General features: G+C 70.5%; 16 protein-coding genes. 5 read left to right on the top strand and 11 right to left on the bottom strand.

All coding sequences use genetic code 11. The features are described 5' to 3' along the window. Positions 1 to 143: 143 nt before the first annotated feature. Entirely contained in the window at positions 144 to 755 is a 612-nt protein-coding gene (locus AB0M46_RS11700) for a TetR/AcrR family transcriptional regulator (RefSeq protein WP_363335165.1), read from the bottom strand. 89 nt (positions 756 to 844) lie between these two features. Between AB0M46_RS11700 and AB0M46_RS11695 the strand changes: the two genes are divergently transcribed. After that, positions 845 to 1,606: an alpha/beta hydrolase gene (locus tag AB0M46_RS11695; protein WP_363335163.1), complete on the top strand. Its 762-nt coding sequence runs from the start codon at positions 845 to 847 to the stop codon at positions 1,604 to 1,606. A 531-nt stretch (positions 1,607 to 2,137) separates the two neighbouring features. Here AB0M46_RS11695 and AB0M46_RS11690 read toward each other — a convergent pair. Beyond that, the gene (locus AB0M46_RS11690; RefSeq protein ID WP_363334993.1) at positions 2,138 to 3,118 is read right to left on the bottom strand and encodes an alpha/beta hydrolase; all 981 of its coding nucleotides are present in this window, start codon (positions 3,116 to 3,118) and stop codon (positions 2,138 to 2,140) included. A 476-nt stretch (positions 3,119 to 3,594) separates the two neighbouring features. On the opposite strand from AB0M46_RS11690, the gene AB0M46_RS11685 reads away from it, so the two are divergent. Next, positions 3,595 to 4,320 carry a peptidoglycan-binding protein gene (locus tag AB0M46_RS11685; RefSeq protein WP_363334991.1) on the top strand — a complete coding sequence of 242 codons (726 nt, stop codon included), beginning with the start codon at positions 3,595 to 3,597 and terminating at the stop codon, positions 4,318 to 4,320. Then, the gene (locus AB0M46_RS11680) at positions 4,317 to 5,213 is read left to right on the top strand and encodes a helix-turn-helix domain-containing protein (protein WP_363334989.1); all 897 of its coding nucleotides are present in this window, start codon (positions 4,317 to 4,319) and stop codon (positions 5,211 to 5,213) included. The genes AB0M46_RS11685 and AB0M46_RS11680 overlap by 4 nt, the downstream gene beginning before the upstream one ends. A gap of 38 nt (positions 5,214 to 5,251) precedes the next feature. Here the strand turns inward: AB0M46_RS11680 and AB0M46_RS11675 are convergent, their stop codons facing one another. Genes AB0M46_RS11675 through AB0M46_RS11665 form a run of 3 tightly spaced genes read right to left on the bottom strand, consistent with a single transcriptional unit; the run spans position 5,252 to position 7,418 of the window. After that, positions 5,252 to 5,887, bottom strand: a complete 636-nt coding sequence (locus tag AB0M46_RS11675) for an isochorismatase family protein (RefSeq protein WP_363334987.1) — start codon at positions 5,885 to 5,887, stop codon at positions 5,252 to 5,254. 2 nt (positions 5,888 to 5,889) lie between these two features. After that, the gene (locus tag AB0M46_RS11670; RefSeq protein WP_363334985.1) at positions 5,890 to 6,936 is read right to left on the bottom strand and encodes an LLM class flavin-dependent oxidoreductase; all 1,047 of its coding nucleotides are present in this window, start codon (positions 6,934 to 6,936) and stop codon (positions 5,890 to 5,892) included. Further along, the gene (locus AB0M46_RS11665; protein ID WP_363334983.1) at positions 6,933 to 7,418 is read right to left on the bottom strand and encodes a hypothetical protein; all 486 of its coding nucleotides are present in this window, start codon (positions 7,416 to 7,418) and stop codon (positions 6,933 to 6,935) included. The genes AB0M46_RS11670 and AB0M46_RS11665 overlap by 4 nt, the downstream gene beginning before the upstream one ends. A 98-nt stretch (positions 7,419 to 7,516) precedes the next feature. Here AB0M46_RS11665 and AB0M46_RS11660 point away from each other — a divergent pair, with 98 nt between their 5' ends. Continuing rightward, positions 7,517 to 8,191, top strand: coding sequence for a TetR/AcrR family transcriptional regulator (locus AB0M46_RS11660; RefSeq protein ID WP_363334981.1), 675 nt, complete (start codon positions 7,517 to 7,519; stop codon positions 8,189 to 8,191). Between the two features lie 172 nt (positions 8,192 to 8,363). Here AB0M46_RS11660 and AB0M46_RS11655 read toward each other — a convergent pair whose 3' ends face one another. Continuing rightward, positions 8,364 to 8,870: a nuclear transport factor 2 family protein gene (locus AB0M46_RS11655; RefSeq protein ID WP_363334980.1), complete on the bottom strand. Its 507-nt coding sequence runs from the start codon at positions 8,868 to 8,870 to the stop codon at positions 8,364 to 8,366. 124 nt (positions 8,871 to 8,994) lie between these two features. Between AB0M46_RS11655 and AB0M46_RS11650 the strand changes: the two genes are divergently transcribed. After that, a complete protein-coding gene (locus tag AB0M46_RS11650) occupies positions 8,995 to 9,654 on the top strand; it encodes a TetR/AcrR family transcriptional regulator (protein ID WP_363334979.1) in 660 nt (219 codons plus the stop codon). 12 nt (positions 9,655 to 9,666) lie between these two features. Here the strand turns inward: AB0M46_RS11650 and AB0M46_RS11645 are convergent, their stop codons facing one another. From AB0M46_RS11645 to AB0M46_RS11625, 5 genes are all read right to left on the bottom strand, one after another. Beyond that, complete coding sequence (locus AB0M46_RS11645; protein WP_363334977.1) at positions 9,667 to 10,161, bottom strand: nuclear transport factor 2 family protein; 495 nt, start codon at positions 10,159 to 10,161, stop codon at positions 9,667 to 9,669. Between the two features lie 129 nt (positions 10,162 to 10,290). Continuing rightward, positions 10,291 to 11,856, bottom strand: a complete 1,566-nt coding sequence (locus AB0M46_RS11640; RefSeq protein WP_363335161.1) for an ABC transporter ATP-binding protein — start codon at positions 11,854 to 11,856, stop codon at positions 10,291 to 10,293. Between the two features lie 59 nt (positions 11,857 to 11,915). Next, the gene (locus AB0M46_RS11635; RefSeq protein ID WP_363334975.1) at positions 11,916 to 12,698 is read right to left on the bottom strand and encodes an ABC transporter permease; all 783 of its coding nucleotides are present in this window, start codon (positions 12,696 to 12,698) and stop codon (positions 11,916 to 11,918) included. Between the two features lie 107 nt (positions 12,699 to 12,805). Continuing rightward, the gene (locus tag AB0M46_RS11630; RefSeq protein ID WP_363334973.1) at positions 12,806 to 13,759 is read right to left on the bottom strand and encodes an ABC transporter permease; all 954 of its coding nucleotides are present in this window, start codon (positions 13,757 to 13,759) and stop codon (positions 12,806 to 12,808) included. Between the two features lies 1 nt (position 13,760). Beyond that, positions 13,761 to 15,560 (bottom strand): ABC transporter substrate-binding protein, encoded by a 1,800-nt coding sequence (locus AB0M46_RS11625; RefSeq protein WP_363334971.1) that lies wholly within the window; start codon positions 15,558 to 15,560, stop codon positions 13,761 to 13,763. Between the last annotated feature and the right edge of the window lies 1 nt (position 15,561).

Below are 15,561 nucleotides of genomic sequence, written 5' to 3'. Positions count from 1 at the left end.
AACCCGCCGTGGACGCCGACCTGACCTACCGCGGTCACGCCGTCGTCGAACAGGCCTTCGCCGACCTCATCGACGGACCCCTCGCCCACCCACCCTCAGGCCGGTTCGCCCCAGATCAGCCAACTGGAAAACGGCCAACCCGACTACTCCCGATCGCCGGCCGACGAGGTGGAGCGAGGCCAGCCGCGCATGGCGAGGGTGATGATCTCGTGCAGACGCACCCGGGGCACGCCGGCGTTGGATTGGTTCGACAGCCCTTCCCAGAGGGTTCTGACCCATTCGGCCAGGATGGCCGCGTCGACATCGGCGCTGAGCCTGCCCGCCTTCTTGTCCTCATCGATGCGTTCAGCGAGCACCGCGGCGAGTGCCCGCTGATGTTCTTCAAGGGTCTTGCGTACGTCGATGGTGTCGGCGCCGCCTTGGATCGCGGCCCTGACAACCAGGCAACTCATCGGCCTGTTCTCGTCGGTGAACTCGTCGGCGGAGTCTCGCAGGATGCGCTCGGCGGCTTCGCGGGCGGTCTCGCTGCGGACGGCTTCGATGTAGATCGCGGTGTAGCGCTGCATGTATCCCTGCACGGCCTCGGCGAACAGGGATTTCTTGTCCCCGAAAGCGGCGTAGAAGCTCGAGGGTGAGATGCCCATCGCTGCGGTGAGGTCCGAAAGTGATGTGCCGTCGTACCCCCGTGCCCAGAACAGCCGGGTCGCGGTCAGGAGCGCGGCATCGCGATCGAAGCCACGTGGTCGTCCTCTCATGCTCACGGCGGCAATTCTAATTGAGTCGCTCCAGAAATCGACCTACCCTGAAATCAGGAGCGTTTACTCCAGAAAGGTGCGTGGACGTGATGGAATCTCGTTCGATCCAACGGGACGGGGTGCAACTGCACGGGCTGTGGCGGCCGGGACAAGGCAGTCCGGTCCTGGTGGTGCCGGGTGTGATGGCCGACGCGGAGTCCTTCGTCCCGGTGGTCGAGGCAATCACGCGTCCCGAGCCGGTGCTGATCCTTGACCGCCGTGGCCGCTCGTCCAGCGGCCCGCTGGGTGAGGGGTACTCGATGGAGACCGAGGTCGCCGACACCGCGGCGTGGATCGGTCATCTCGGCGCCCCGGTGACGCTGGTGGGATGGAGCTACGGTGCCACCATCGCACTGGAAACCGCCGCACGCGATGAACGCATCGAGGGGATCGTCGGATACGAGCCGGTGCTCGGCCCCTTCGGCCGCGACGCCTTGCCCGCCCTGCGAGAAGCGGATCCCGACCGACGCGTGGAGATCATCAACCTCGATGTCTCACGGCTTCCCAAGGAACGCGTCGAGACGTTGCGGACCACGCCCGCCTGGCCGGTCCTGCGACGACTGTCCGAGCCCCTGGCCGAGGAACTGACCGCACTGAACGCCTTCCGCCCGCACGAAAGCTGGGCAGAGGTTGCCGCTGAACTGATTCTGGGCGAGCACAACCGGGGCGTCGAACCCTACGGTCCAGCGTTTGAGCGGGTCGTGGGGCACCTGCCGCGTTCCAGAACCACGATGCTTCCCGGCCAGGGACACCTCGCCCACACCGAAGCCCCCGCCGAACTCGGCCGGCTGATCGGTGAACTCATCGGGTAGGGTCCGGCACTGGGATCGAACCAGTGACCGCCTGTTGTACCTCAACGACTCTAGGTCTGCGCAACGCGCCCGGGCCGACCGGACGCTACGCCGTGGGACGACCTGGCGGGCCAGGCGGCGCCACCATGGGGTGCCGGCGGACCTAGACGCCGGTTCGCCGTCCAGGTCGGGGCAGCCGCACGACCGCCATGGCGGTGAAGCGCAGCCGGCCCTCGTCGGGCGGTTCCGACTCGATGTACCCGGCGCCGCACGCGACGTCGACCGGCCCCCGACGAGCTCCTACAGTTCGGCGTCGTCGAGCCGCGCGCCGTAGCGACGTACCCAGCATCGGCTTCGGCGTCATGCGCCGCCACGGCCGGGCCGGCTCATCGATGAGCGACCCGGCCGCCGCTGAGGTGTCGCCGCATGAGGTGGAAGCCGGCCATCGGATGGTCGCGGCGGAACTCCCGGTGAGCCACCTGCGCCAGGCGGTCTCGCGCATCTGACGTCCGGCCGCCGGGTGCGGCGGGACTGGTCCGGGCGGGCGTACGGTCAGCCGAAGAAGGCGGCCAGGGACCGGGCGACGAGTTCGGGGTCCTCGTCGGCGAGCCAGTGCAGCGCCTTGTCGACGGTGACGATGCCCCGCACGTCGGTCGCCACGTTCGGCAGCGTCGCCTGGAACCACGGCAGTGTGGCGGGTGCGACGAGGCCGAGCAGGGGCGCGGTCACCTTGGCGTAGGTGTCCATGTCCGCGATGTCCTGCTGGAAGGCCTTGTACCAGCCGTTGCCCGCCCGGATGGCGTTGGCGGTGTCGTAGGCGTGGGCGAAGACGGCCCGGTCGCGGTCGGAGACGTTGGACTGGTCGACGAGACCGATGCCGTAGTGCCAGTCGATCAGGTGCCGCGCGCGCCCGGCCAGCAGCTCTTCCGGCAGGCCATCGACCTGGTTGAAGGCCATCCACCACATGTTGACCCCGCCGCCGGGCGGCTGGATCAGGCGCCACTCGTAGAATCCCCGGTCGGGGTGCAGGACGTCCAGCAGCGCCACGCTACGGGTGGCGTCGGGGTGGTTGGCGGCAAAGCTGAACGCCACCATCGCGCCGATGTCGTGGCCCGCGATGTTCACCGACTCGTAGCCCAGCTTGCGCGCCAGTGCATAGATGTCGCGCGCCATGGTCTTCTTGTCGAACCCGCCGAGCGGCCGGGCCAAGCCGCCCATGCCGCGAAGATCGGGCACGACGACCCGGTACCGTTCCGCGAGGATCGGCATGACCTTGCGGTAGGTCCACCACGTCGCGGGCCAGCCCGGCAGCAGGAACACCGGTTCGCCCTGGCCGCCGGAGACGTAGTGCAGCCGCGTGCCGTTCACATCGGCGTAGAAGCTGCCGAACCCGCCGGCCAACGACCCGGCCAGCTCCGCATCGCTGGGCACCGGTGCCCGGCCCGCCGCCGAGTCGACGCCCGGGAGCCCGGCGTTGACCAGCGCCGCCGCGCCGAGTCCGGCGGCAAGCGCCCGCCTGCGATTCATGGGCATGTCTCTTCTCCATCTGTTTGGCGTACTTCGCTCGCCGCTACGACGAACCGCCGCACACGAAGGTGACAACACGGCCACGTGACCTGAGGCACGACGCGTACACGCCCGTTGAAGGTTGGCGCTCGCGCACCGGCACGACCGACCGGGTGATCCGGCGACGCCGCAGGCGCGGCGGCGAGAAGGTCCCACTGCGTCCACCTCGTCGACCGCGGTCGAGACCGGGGCCCGTCGAGCGGGGTTTGTCCCGGGTGGTCCGGCCGCGAAGCGCGACACCCGCGGCGGCCGACCGCCATCGTCCGTCACATATTCCATGCGATGACATCGGCGTTTGCTGATGTTACGGGTACAATTGTTGGCACCGTGTGGTTGGCCGGGCTACGCAGGCTGAACCGTGGTTCACCGGGCCAGCGGTGCGGGGGCGGACCGTCACCGCTGTCCGGACGCGCTGCCGTGTGGTGGGTGAATGGGGATGTGCCGTGGCGCGATGGAAGCCGTTGCCCGAGGGGCTTGACCCCCAGGCGCGGCAGCTTGCCGTCCGGCTGCGTGAGCTCAGGGACAAGATCGGGATCTCCACAGCGACGCTGGCCAGAAAGACGCCCTACAGCCGCTCGTCCTGGGAGCGCTACTTCAACGGCACGACCCGCCCGCCACGGTCCGCGGTGGAGGCGTTGGGCCGCCTGTCGGACGCCGATCTCCCCCATGTGCTGGCGCTGTGGGAGCTGGCCGATCGGTGTGACCCGCCGGCCCCACTGCCGCAGGACGGGCCCGGCCCGGCGCCCGCAGCGGCGCCCGTCGTAGGGCGGCGGCGACGGCGGTGGCCGGCACTCGCGGCGGCCGCCGGCCTGGCCGTGATCGCCGTGGCGGGCACGGTCGTGTGGCTGCTCCTTCCGCGCGGGTCGACGCCGTCACGACCGGCCGCCGATACCGCGCCGACCGGCTACGACTGCACGTACGCCACGCATGACGGGCGCCTCTACGGCGGTCACAGCGACACCTCCGACCGGCTGGTCGCGCTCAACGGCGGCAGTCAGGACGTCGTCGAGGTACAGTGCCTGCTCAAACACCACGGACTCGACCCCGGCCGCATCGACGGGCTGTTCGGCAAGCAGACCGAGCAGGCCGTCGAGGACCTCCAGCGCGCCAACGGCCTGGTCGTCGACGGGATCGTGGGGCCGCAGACCTGGGTTCTGCTCCGCGCGTGACCGGACCGTGGCGACCGCTGGACGGCACGCTCGCGCCCGAGGTCGCCCACCTCGTCGGCGAGCTGCGACGGATGAAAGACCGCTCCCGGCTGAGCCTGACGGCGCTGGCCGGCAGGACGGCATACAGCAAGTCGTCGTGGGAGCGATACCTCAACGGACGGGCACTGCCGCCCCGGCACGCCATCGAGGCGCTCGCGCGACTGGTGGACGAGCCGTCCGCCCGGCTCGTGGCGCTGTGGGAACACGCCGAGGAGCGGTGGAGCCGGCGCGCCGAGGACGCCCCGACCGGACCGGCCGTGGTGGCGGTCGAGCCCGACCCGCCGCCGGCCGCCGAGGCGACGGGTGCCTGGCCGGTCCGCCGGCTAGCTGCGGCGGTGTCGTGGCGGCGGATGGCGATCGCGGCCGTCGTCGGTGTCGCCGCCGTGGCGGGCACGGTCGCGCTGATCCGCTCACTCGGCGAAGGCCGGCCCGAGTCGTCGGCGCCGTTCGCCGTCACGGTGGGCTGCCGTGGCGCCCAGTGTGACGGCGCGGACGCCGACGCCATGGCCTGTGACATCGACGCCGTCTCGTACGCCGCCCTCCGCGCCGGCGACGCCTACGTGGAGCTGAGGATCAGCGACCGGTGCGGTGCGGCCTGGGCACGCGTCTCCCACTCCACCGTCGGCGACGAGGTTCTCGTGCTCGACCAGAACGGCCACAGCCAGGCCGCGACCGTGCGCGACGCCGCCTCGACCGGCCGGTACCTCCCCACGCTGATGGTCCCCGCCGACCGGCACTCGCGCGTGCGGGCATGCCTCCAGCAACCCGGCGGCCGCAGGCAGTGCACGCCGTGGGGTGCCGAGCGCCCCGTCCCGCCACCGCCGCCCGCATCGCGCGCCGCCCCGTCCACCTGAACCCCTCTCCCACTCACGCTGCGGCCATCGGGCAGCCGTCAGCGGTTTCGGCTGCCCTGGTTCACCCCGGCGAAGAAGGTGCGACCGGCCATCGTCATGGCCGGCTGGTACGCCGTCATGAGCTGCGTGCGGTAGGGCGCGTCGGCGAATCGCGGGTCGAGCTGGAACTCGGCGGCGACCGACCACCAGGTCACCGGTACGACACCCGCCATCGCCATCCGCTGCACGGCCGCGTCGTGCGCCTCCCGGCTCAGGCTGGCGGTCGCGTCGACGACCACGTACGGCTCATAGCCCTCGCGCAACGCCCCGAGCACGGTCTGCAGCACGCAGCCGTCGGTGGCGATCCCACCGACGAGCAGCTTGCGGCGCCCAGTGGCGCGCACCGCCTCGGCGAAGGCGGGGTCCAGGAAGGAGTTGAAGGCGGTGCTGCGCTCGATGACCGGGTGGTCGCCGATGACCTCGAGCAGTTCGGGGTAGAGGGGGCCGGACGGCTTCGACGCCTCGCCGTTGGTCACGACGAGCCCGCTGCCGTACAGCTTGGCGACCTGGGCCAGGCCCACGACGTTGGCGATGTGCTCGCGCAGCTCGTGCGAGCGCAGCAGGTTGGCGAAGCCCACGGCGTAGTCCACGAGGACAACGGTGGTGTTGTGCGGGGACAGCGGCTCGAAGTCCATGGTCATCCTCCTACAGGGCTTCCGATCGCGGCGCGCACGGCGGGCGCGATCTCGGTGCCGAGGCGGTGCAGGGATTCCTGCACCGATGCGGCGGGCAGCCCGCCCCAGTCGATGAGCAGCAGGACGCGGTCGAAGCCGATCACCTCGTGCAGCTGCCGCAGCTTTTCCGTCACGTGCGACGCCGTGCCGATCATCAGGGCGTTGCCGGGCCGCAGCCCGTCGGCGAACGCCTCGGGCGAGACGACGTAGCCGGGGCTGCCCGGCCGTTTCGGGCGCAGGAAGTCGCGATAGTACGGGTACGTCGCCGCCGCCTCGGCCGGCGTCCCCGCGCCGAAGTAGTGCGCGGCGACGCCGACGCGGAGGCTGTCGTGGTGGCCGGCCCGCCGGCCCGCCGCGCGGTAGACGTCCACCAGGCGACGCAGATGCTCGGGCGTCCCACCGAGGTAGCCGAGCATCAGCGGCAGGCCGAGCTCACCGGCGCGGGCCGCGCTGGACGGTGTGCCGCCCGCGCCGACCCACACCGGTAGCGGGTCCTGCAGGCTCCGCGGGGTCACCCGGGCGTCGAACATGGGCGGCCGATGCGCGCCGCGCCAGGACAGCACCGGCTCGGCGCGCAGCCGCAGCAGCAGCGCCAGCTTCTCGGCGAACAACTCGTCGTACCGCTCGATGTCGGCGCCGAACAGTGCGAAGGGATCCGGGTAGGCGCTGCGGCCCACCGTGATCTCCGCCCGGGCGCCGCTGAGCAGGTCGAGCGTGGCGAAGTCCTGATAGACCCGGACCGGGTCGTGGACGCTGAGCACCGTGACCGCGCTGGTCAACCGGATGCGAGCGGTGCGTGCGGCCACCGCGGCCAGCACTGGCACGGGGGAAGAGACGACGAAGTCGGGGCTGTGGTGCTCGCCGACGCCGAAGAGGTCGAGCCCCGCCTCTTCGGCCTGCACGCCGAGCGCCACGATCTGGGCCATCCGCGCGGACTCCGGCACGGCCGTCCCGTCGACGGTGCGCGGCTGGCGGTCCGACAGTGTCGCCACGCCGATCTCGACGGTCATCGCGGATCGGCAATCCGGGTAACGTCCTCGTCGTCGACGGCGAGCCAGCCGGCGCCGAGGTCGGTCTCGCCGATGTGGTGGTACTGGTCCAGCCCGGTGCGGGTGAACGTGTCCCGCAGCGGCACCGTGTGGCCGCCCATCGTCATCGTGCCGAGGAAGACGAGGCGGTCGCCGTCCCAGCCGGTGGAGCGCTGGGTGGCCCGGCCGCCGTTGCCGTCGAACCACTCCGCGACGAACTCGCCGGCGGCCGCGTCGTAGCCCCAGAGGTAGCGCGCGGTCAACGGCGCCGGGTTGCTCTCGGTGGCGAGCTCCTCGGTGCGCACGACCGTCCAGAAGCCGCGGTCTTCGCTGGTACCGACGATGCTCATCTCGATCGGCTTCGCCGCGCCGAACGGTGTGTCGTGGAACCGGCCGGTGGCGTGCCAGGACCCGACGAAGAAGTCGAGTTCGCGCATGCGGGAGTCGGGCTGAGGGATGGACATGGGATGCTCCAGATCTCGAAATAACTGGAAGAGGCCTTCCAGTTAGGCCAAGGTAGCATATGTGGAAGACCACTTCCAATTGACTGGCGGTACGACTGGTGACACGGACGGCGGATGGATCCGGTGGCGACGGCGCGACGGCCCGGCCGCGGCGCGCGGACGCCGAGCGCAACCGCCAGCGGGCGCTCGCGGCGGCGGCCGAGGTGTTCGCCGAGTCGGGCATCGACGCGCCCATGAGCGACGTGGCGCGGCGGGCAGGCGTGGGCATCGCCACGCTGATGCGCAACTTCCCGACGCGCGAGGACCTGGTCGCGGCCACCTTCAACGACGCGATGGCCGCCTATGCCGAGGCCGCCGCGACGGCGGCCGCCGCCGTGGACCCCTGGGAGGGGTTCTGCGACTTCATCCGGTACGTGTGCCGCATCCCCTGCCATGACCGGGGCTTCGCGCAGGTCCTCACCACGATGTTCCCCGGCGTCGAACGGCTCGAGGCGCAGCGGCAGCGCGCCTTGCGCGACTTCATCCGGGTGGTGTCGCGCGCCAAGGCCGCCGGGCGGCTGCGCGCCGACTTCTCCCCGCACGACCTCCCGCTGTTCCTGATGGCCTCCGGCGGGGTGGCCCGCTCGCACACACCGGCGCTGGCCACCGCCGGGCACCGCCTGGCCGGCTACCTGCTGCAGGCCTGCGCGGCGCCCGGCACCGCCCCGCTGCCGGCGGCGCCGCCGCCACGGGCGCTGTACCAGGCGCTGGAGGCCGGCCATGCCCGCGACTGACGGACCGGCCCTCCCGGGCACCCCGACCTCGTGCGAACAGCACGTCGAGCAGCCCGCGCCGGGTCGCCGGGCCCGGTGGTGTCAACCGTCAGTCGGCGCGCGGTAGCCGGTCCACCGGGTCACTCACGCGTCCGCCGACTCGGTCAGCGCGGGTGGAGGTTGATGATTGTCGTCACCGGCCGGTCGGGCGTCCCAGCCCGGGCGCCGCGCCGGTGGCGACCAGGCCGGCCGCCGGAGAGATGCGTCGCCGGGAGATCAGCCATCGATCCTCCAGGAACTCGTAGTCGTCCTCGATGCGGCCGATGGTCGTCCAGTCGGCGGGTCGATGCTCACCACGCAAGTTCCGGGTCGCTGCCCAGTGCCACACTGTCGCATAGCCGGACAGGTGCGGATGCCCCGAACTCCAGTCGATACTGCTCTGCCCGGCGACGTGGGCAACCGCGGCCCCGGGACGACGTCCGCCCGCCAGCATGAACGTCGCGAACTCCTCGCGTCCGTGAAAGCGCTGGGGAGGACCCGGCATAATCGTGTACTCGATGTACGCGTCCGGGGTGAAGCAGGTTTCGGCGAGGCGTTCGTACTCATAGGAGTCCGCGAGCCGGAAGAACCGGAAGTGCGTCTGATAGATCTCGCGCTCCGCGATGAGGATTTCAAGCGGAGTAAGGCCGGCTCTCTTCATTCCAGTCCCCTACGAGGTGATTTACCGGTCGGTTCACTATACTGTTCTGTTTGGTAAGTATCAACGGATCGGGATGCTGCATCAGCGCGGCGGGTTCGGCCCACCGGCACGATAGGATGCGCGGATGAGCGCATCGACCGCCTCACGCGGACGTATCGACAAGCGGGAGGCGATCCTCGACGCGGCTTTCACGGTCTTCTCCGCCCAGGGTTACGAGCGGGCCAGCGTGCAGGAGATCGCCGACGTGGCGGGCGTCGCCAAGCCGACCGTGTACAAGCACCTGCAGGACAAGGAAGACCTGTTCCTGCAGGCGATGGCGGGCACCGCGGAGGCGGTTCTGGCGGAGAACCTTGCCGCCCTTGACCGGCTGCGAAATCCCGGCGACGACCTACGGGCTGCCATGGAGGAAGCGGCCTACGGCATGTTGCTGGTGTGCTGTAACGATCGCTCCCGCGCGCTGCGGTATTTGACCTTTGCCGAGATCAGCCGGTTTCCCGACCTGATCGACCTGGTGCCGGGACGCACGTCTGGCCGGCTCAGCGAGGCGATCGCGGACAGGTTCGCCCGGCTCGCCGTATCCGGGTACCTACGCCCCTGCGACCCGGTGCTGGCCGCCGAGCAGTTCCTCGGGCTGCTGACCGTTCCGGCCGAGGAGCGATCGCGGATGGGCACCCGGAAGGTTCCCGCCGCCGAGGTACGGACGATATCGACCGCGGCTGTCGACACCTTCCTGCGGGCGTACGCGACAGCGACCGGCGAAACCGATGGCGGCCGGCAGCGATAGGCAGCAGCCGCGCTACGCCGATGTGCCGGGCGCCGGCGTCCGCCCGGCCGCGACCAGTCCGCCGACCGGGGTCACGATCCGGCGAGCGATCAGCCATTGCCCGTTGACGCGCTCGAAGTCGTCCGCGACGTGTCCGATGGTCGTCCAGTCGGCGGGACGCAGTACACCCTTCATCGCGTGTGCGGTGTGCCAGTGCCACACCGTGGCATATGCCTCGAGGTGTGGCTGACCGTTGTTCCAGTGGATGACTCGCTGCCCGATGACGTGGGCGACCATCTGCGACCGCGACTCGACGTGCGCCAGCAGATATCCGGTGAATGCGTCACGTCCGCTGAATCTGTGGAGATTTGGCACGTGGTATTCGATCTCGGCGTGCGGGGTGAAGCATTCCTCGGCAACCCGCTCGTATTGTCGTGTGTCGACAAGATGAAAGAAGTGCACGAAGGTCCGGTAGATTTCCCGTTCGGCTTCCAGGATGGCGAGCATGTGCTCGGCCGGCGCTGTCATGCGGGGTCCTTGTCCAGGCTGCTGTGGGTGGGCCTCGGCGGCGGCCTCCAGGGTGAGCAGGGCGGCGCGCTTGTGCGCGAGGTACACCCGCAGGACAACGTGGGCAGGCCAACCGCGGCGGCTGCCGGGCTATCGGCGGTGGTCATGGGGCAGGGCCTCCTGGTGTCCGGGAATCGCGGCGAGCAGGCTTCGGGTGTAGTCGTGGGCCGGATGGTCGAACAGGTCACGGGTCACACCGGTTTCGACAATGCGACCGGATTGCATGACGGCGACGCGGTGCGCGATCTGACGGACCACGGCGAGGTCGTGCGAGATGAACAGATAGGCCACGCCAGTGGTGCTCTGCAGTTCGGTGAGGAGGTCCAGCACCTGCGCCTGGACGGAGACGTCCAGTGCGGAGACGGGTTCGTCGCAGACGACGAGGTCGGGGCCGAGCGCGAGCGCACGGGCGATCGCGACGCGTTGCCGCTGGCCGCCAGACAGTTCCGCGGGTTTGCGCTCCAAGACGGCCGGGGGCAGGGCGACGCGGTCGAGCAGCTCTCGCGCGCGAGCGGTGCGTGCGGCCCGGCCGCCGACCTTGAACGCGCGCAGCGGCTCGGTGATCACGTCGTGAACGGAGAAGCGGGGATCGAGCGAGGCGTACGGGTTCTGATAGATCATCTGTGCCCGGCGGCGCAGCTCGCGCAGCCGGGCGCGGGTGGCCGCGGTGACATCCGCGCCGTCGAAGCTGATCCGGCCCGCAGTCGGTTCCGTCAGGCGCAGGACCATCCGGGCGGTGGTGGACTTGCCGGAGCCCGATTCACCGACCAGCGCGAGCGTCTCGCCCGCGTGGACGGTGAAGCTGACATCGCTGACCGCGCGCACCGTCCGCGCCGCTCCATCGGCGTGCGGGAGCGGGAACTCCTTCACCAGATTCTCGGCCACGAGAACGGCCCGTGCGGGGCTGATCGGCGCCCGCGTGCGGACGACGGTCAAGCCCGGCGCGCTGCCCAGCAGTTTCCGGGTGTACGGCTCGCGCGGGTTGTTGAGGATCTCCCGCGTGGCTCCGGCCTCCACGATGCGGCCCTGGGACATAACTGCGATGCGCTGCGCGCGATCGGCGGCCACGCCGAGATCGTGGGTGACGAGCACGACCGCGCTGCCGAGCTGCTCTGTCAGCTGCTGGATCTGGTCGAGGATCAGACGTTGGACGGTGACGTCCAACGCGCTGGTGGGCTCGTCGGCGATGATCAGCTTGGGTTGGGCGGCGATCGCGATCGCGATGAGCGCACGCTGCCGCATGCCACCGGAGAGCTCGTGCGGGTATTGCCGGGCCCGGGTCGCCGGGTCGGGCAGGCCGGCCCGCCCCAGCAGCTCGATCGCCTCCCGCGCGGCGGCGCGACGGGTGGCCAGGCCGTGGATGCGCAGCACCTCGGCCACTTGGACGCCGATGCGCTGCACCGGGTTGAGCGCGACGGCCGGGTCCTGCGGGACAAGCCCGATCTGCGCACCCCGGATCGCGCGCAGCTCGCGTTCGGACAGGGCGGTCAGGTCGTACCCGCCGAAGCGGACGCGCCCAGCGTCGATCCGTCCACTGCCCGGCAGCAGTCCCGCGATCGCGTGGGCCACGGTGGTCTTGCCCGAGCCGGACTCCCCGACCAGAGCGACGATCTCACCGGGCCGGACATCCAGGTCGACGTCCTTGACGGCATGCACCAGCCCGCCGCGGGCCTGGTATGAGACGGTCAGTCCGCGCACTTCCAGGAGGCTTGCGGTCACCGCTGCGTGCCCCATTCCCCATCCAGCGCCCTGGCGATGCGGTTGGCGGCAAGCGTCAGTGCGGTCACGGTCAGGCCCGGTAGCGTCGACAGCCACCAGGCATTGGCCAGGTAGTTGCGACCGCTCGAGATGATGGCCCCCCACTCCGGCGCGGGCGGCGGCGCGCCGTAGCCGAGGAAGCTCAGCGAGGACACCGCCAAGATCGCGGCGCCGAAGTCGAGCGCGGCCAGCGCGATCACCGGCCCCGCCGCGTTCGGCAGCACGTGCCGGCCGAGCACGGTGTACCACCGAACGCCCGAGGAGTGGGCCGCCTCGACGTACACCGCCTGCCGCACCCGCAGCACCTCGGCGCGCATGACCCGTGCGAACCCGGCCACGCTGGCGACGCCGACCGCGACGGCGATCTCCGCGGTCCCATGCCCGAGCGCGGTCACCAGCGCCAGTGAAAGGAAGAGCGCCGGAATGGCGAGCAACACGTCGACCACTCGCATCACCAGGTCCTCGACCCACCGGCCGATGAAACCGGCGACCGATCCGAGTCCGCCGCCGACGACGAACGCGACGGCGAGCGCGATCAAGGTGGCCTTCAGCGACAGCGCGGCGCCGTACACGACGCGGGTGTAGAGATCGCGGCCGAGTTCATCGGTGCCGAACCAGTGCTGCCCGCTGGGCGGCCGGAACATCTCCGAAGGAACGCCGAGCAGCGGGTCGCGTGCAGTCAACAGCCCGGGCCGGAACGCGGCGAGCGCCACCAGACCTACCATGGCGATCGACAGCACCAGGCCGGGTCGTCGGCCGAGGAACCGGCAGAGCCGGCCCCAGTCGGCCGGGCGTCGCCGGACGGGCTCCCACGCCGCCGGCCGCGTCTCGGCGACCATCGGCCCGTTCATGCCAAGCCCCTTCTCCCGCCGACCACGATCCGCCGGTCAAGCAGCGGGTACACCAGGTCGACGAACAGGTTGACCAGTACGAAGACCAGCGCCCCGAACACCACGACCCCCTGCACCACCGGGAGGTCCTGAACGGTGACCGCGGTGGCGATCACCCGGCCCAGACCGTTGCGGGCGAAGACGGTCTCCACGACGACGGCGTTGGCCAGCAACTGACCGACCAGCAACCCGACCACGGTCAGCGCCGGCAGGGCGGCGTTGGGCAGCGCATGCCGCAGGTGTACGCGGACCCGGCCGGCACCCTTGGCTCGGGCGGTCTCCACGTAGGCCTCGTTCAGCGTGGACAGCAAGCTCTTCCCCAGCACCTGCGCGATCAGCGCCCCGGCCGGCAGGGCCAGCGTGACCGCGGGCAGCACCAGGCCCCGCACCCCGTTGTCGCCGAAGGCCGGAAAGATCCGGGCCCGGAACGACAGCAACTGCACCAGCACCAGCCCGACCCAGAAGGCCGGCACCGAGATCGCCAGCGGTGACAGCGACAGCAGCACCTGCCGCAGCCACCGCAGCCGGGTGATGGTCGCCACGACCGCGAGCCCGCCGCCGATTAGCACCGCGAGCAGGATCGCCGCGCCGGTCAGCTGGAACGTCTGCGGCAACGCCGCCGCGATCGTCGCGGCCACCGGGCGACCGGTGGTTACCGAGTCACCGAAATCGCCGCGCACCGCCCGGCCCAGGTACTCGCCGTACTGCAACAGCACAGGCTGGTCAAAGCCGTACTGGTGTTGCAACGCCGCAAGCTGCGCCTGATCGACCTGACCGGTCTGCAGCCCGCCGGCCGCCATCGCCGAGACCGGGTCACCGGGCAGGAAGTCCAGCACCAGGAACGACACCGTGTACGCCGCCCACAGCACCCCGGCCGCCTGCGCGAGGCGCCGGACCATGTACCGACGCATGTCAGCGCTTCCAAGCGTCATGCAGCTGGATGTCGCCCGACACCGCGAACGTCAGGTCGTGCACCCGCGGCGACACGCCGAGCTCGGTCTGCTGATCCACGACGGGGATCACGTACGCGTCACGCACTATCAACTCCTGCGCCTCCCCGACCAGGTCCTGACGCCTCGCCGCGTCCGGCTCGGCCTCCTGCTGGGCAAGCAGCGTGTCGAGCCGGGTCACCGGAAGCCGGTAGGCGTTGCCCAGCCGGGTGGAGTACAGGGTGCGCAGGCTGTCCGGGTCCGCCCGGCTGTAGTTGCCGCCCCACATCGCGTCGAAGTCCCCGGACTTCAGCAATTGCGGGAATTGCGCCACCTGGAGCTCCTTGAGTACCAGTTCGACGCCGGCGGCCTTCAACTGTTGCTGGATCAGCTCCACCGCCGGCTGGTAGGTCGCCGCGTTGGCGAACCACACCACCGTCAGGCTCAACCGGGTGCCGCTCTTCTCCCGGATGCCGTCGCCACCGGCCGCCCACCCGGCGGAGTCCAGGAGCGACCTCGCCCTGGCGGCATCGAACGTCACTGCCGAGGCGAGGTCCCGATACCCGGGCGTCGTTCTCGCCAGCACGCTCGTCGCCGGCTGCGTTCCGCTGGGGAACACGGTGTCGACGATCTGCCGCCGATCGACAGCCACCATGATGGCCTGGCGTACGGCGGCGTCGTGCACGATCGGCCGGGCGTTGTTGAAACCCAGGTTGTACCCAACCCCCGGGATCGTGTACGCCTGCAGACCCACCCCGGCGGCCCGCAACGCCGCCTCGTCGGCCCGGCCGACCCGGCCGATGGCGTCGACCTGGCCGGACACGAGGCTACCGGTGCGCACGCCGGCTTCGGGGACCACCTTGAACACCAGTGAGTCCAGGTACGCCTCGCCCGGCTTCGTCCAAAGCGACGACCCCCAGGCATAGCCGGCGCGCTTGACCAGGGTGATGGACTGGTTCGGCCGGTACCCCGACAGCACGAAGGGCCCCGAGCCGATCACACCGTCGCTGCATCGCTGCTGTGGCGTCTTGGCCACGCTCGACGCCGCCACCAGGCCGAGCGACGACGTGGTGGTGGCCTGCAGGAACTGCGCGTTCGGCCCGGTGAATGCGACCTTGGCGGTCAGGTCGTCGACCACGGTGGTGCCGACGTAGCCGCTGAGGTATCCGGTGGCTTGGATGGCGAGCGCGCCCAGCTTCGGTATCGCGTCGAAGTTGTCCTTCACCACCTGGGCATTCACCGGTGTACCGTCGCTGAACGTCGCGCCCGGGCGCAGATGGAACGTGAACGTCGACGCATCGGCGCCGATCTCCCAGCTCTGCGCCAGCCACGGCACGATCTTGCCCGTCGCCGGGTCCTGATCGGTCAGGGAATCAACCGTCTGTCGCAGCGCGTAGACCGTGTCACTGCTGCCCGCCTGCTGCGGATCCACGCAGCCGGCGTCCGTGCCCACGGCGAACGTCAGCGTGCCACCGGACCGGCCCGCTCCGCCGGGGCTGCCAGCGGCGTCGCCGTTGCCCGAACTGCACCCACCGGCCAACACGGTGACCGCCGTCACCCCTGCTGCCAATGCCCAGCGGGCCAGGTTGAAGCGGACTGCTAACACGAACATCGGTCTCCTGCCGGGATCTGCGAAGTGGGCCGCACGTTCGCCCTCTGGCCCGCAGAGGTGAACCCGTTGGTTCATTTCAACGGCCTCTGCGGTAGCAGAGTCACTCAACCGATGGCCGGCTGTCAAGATCCGAGAAGGAGATTCGACGGCCGGCCATCCGTCGGGATTCATT

Origin of the sequence: Dactylosporangium sp. NPDC051485 (genome assembly GCF_040682015.1) — a bacterium.
Classification (GTDB): domain Bacteria; phylum Actinomycetota; class Actinomycetes; order Mycobacteriales; family Micromonosporaceae; genus Dactylosporangium.
Note: the sequence above shows the minus strand (reverse complement) of the source record. Positions and strands in the feature narration are given on the sequence as shown.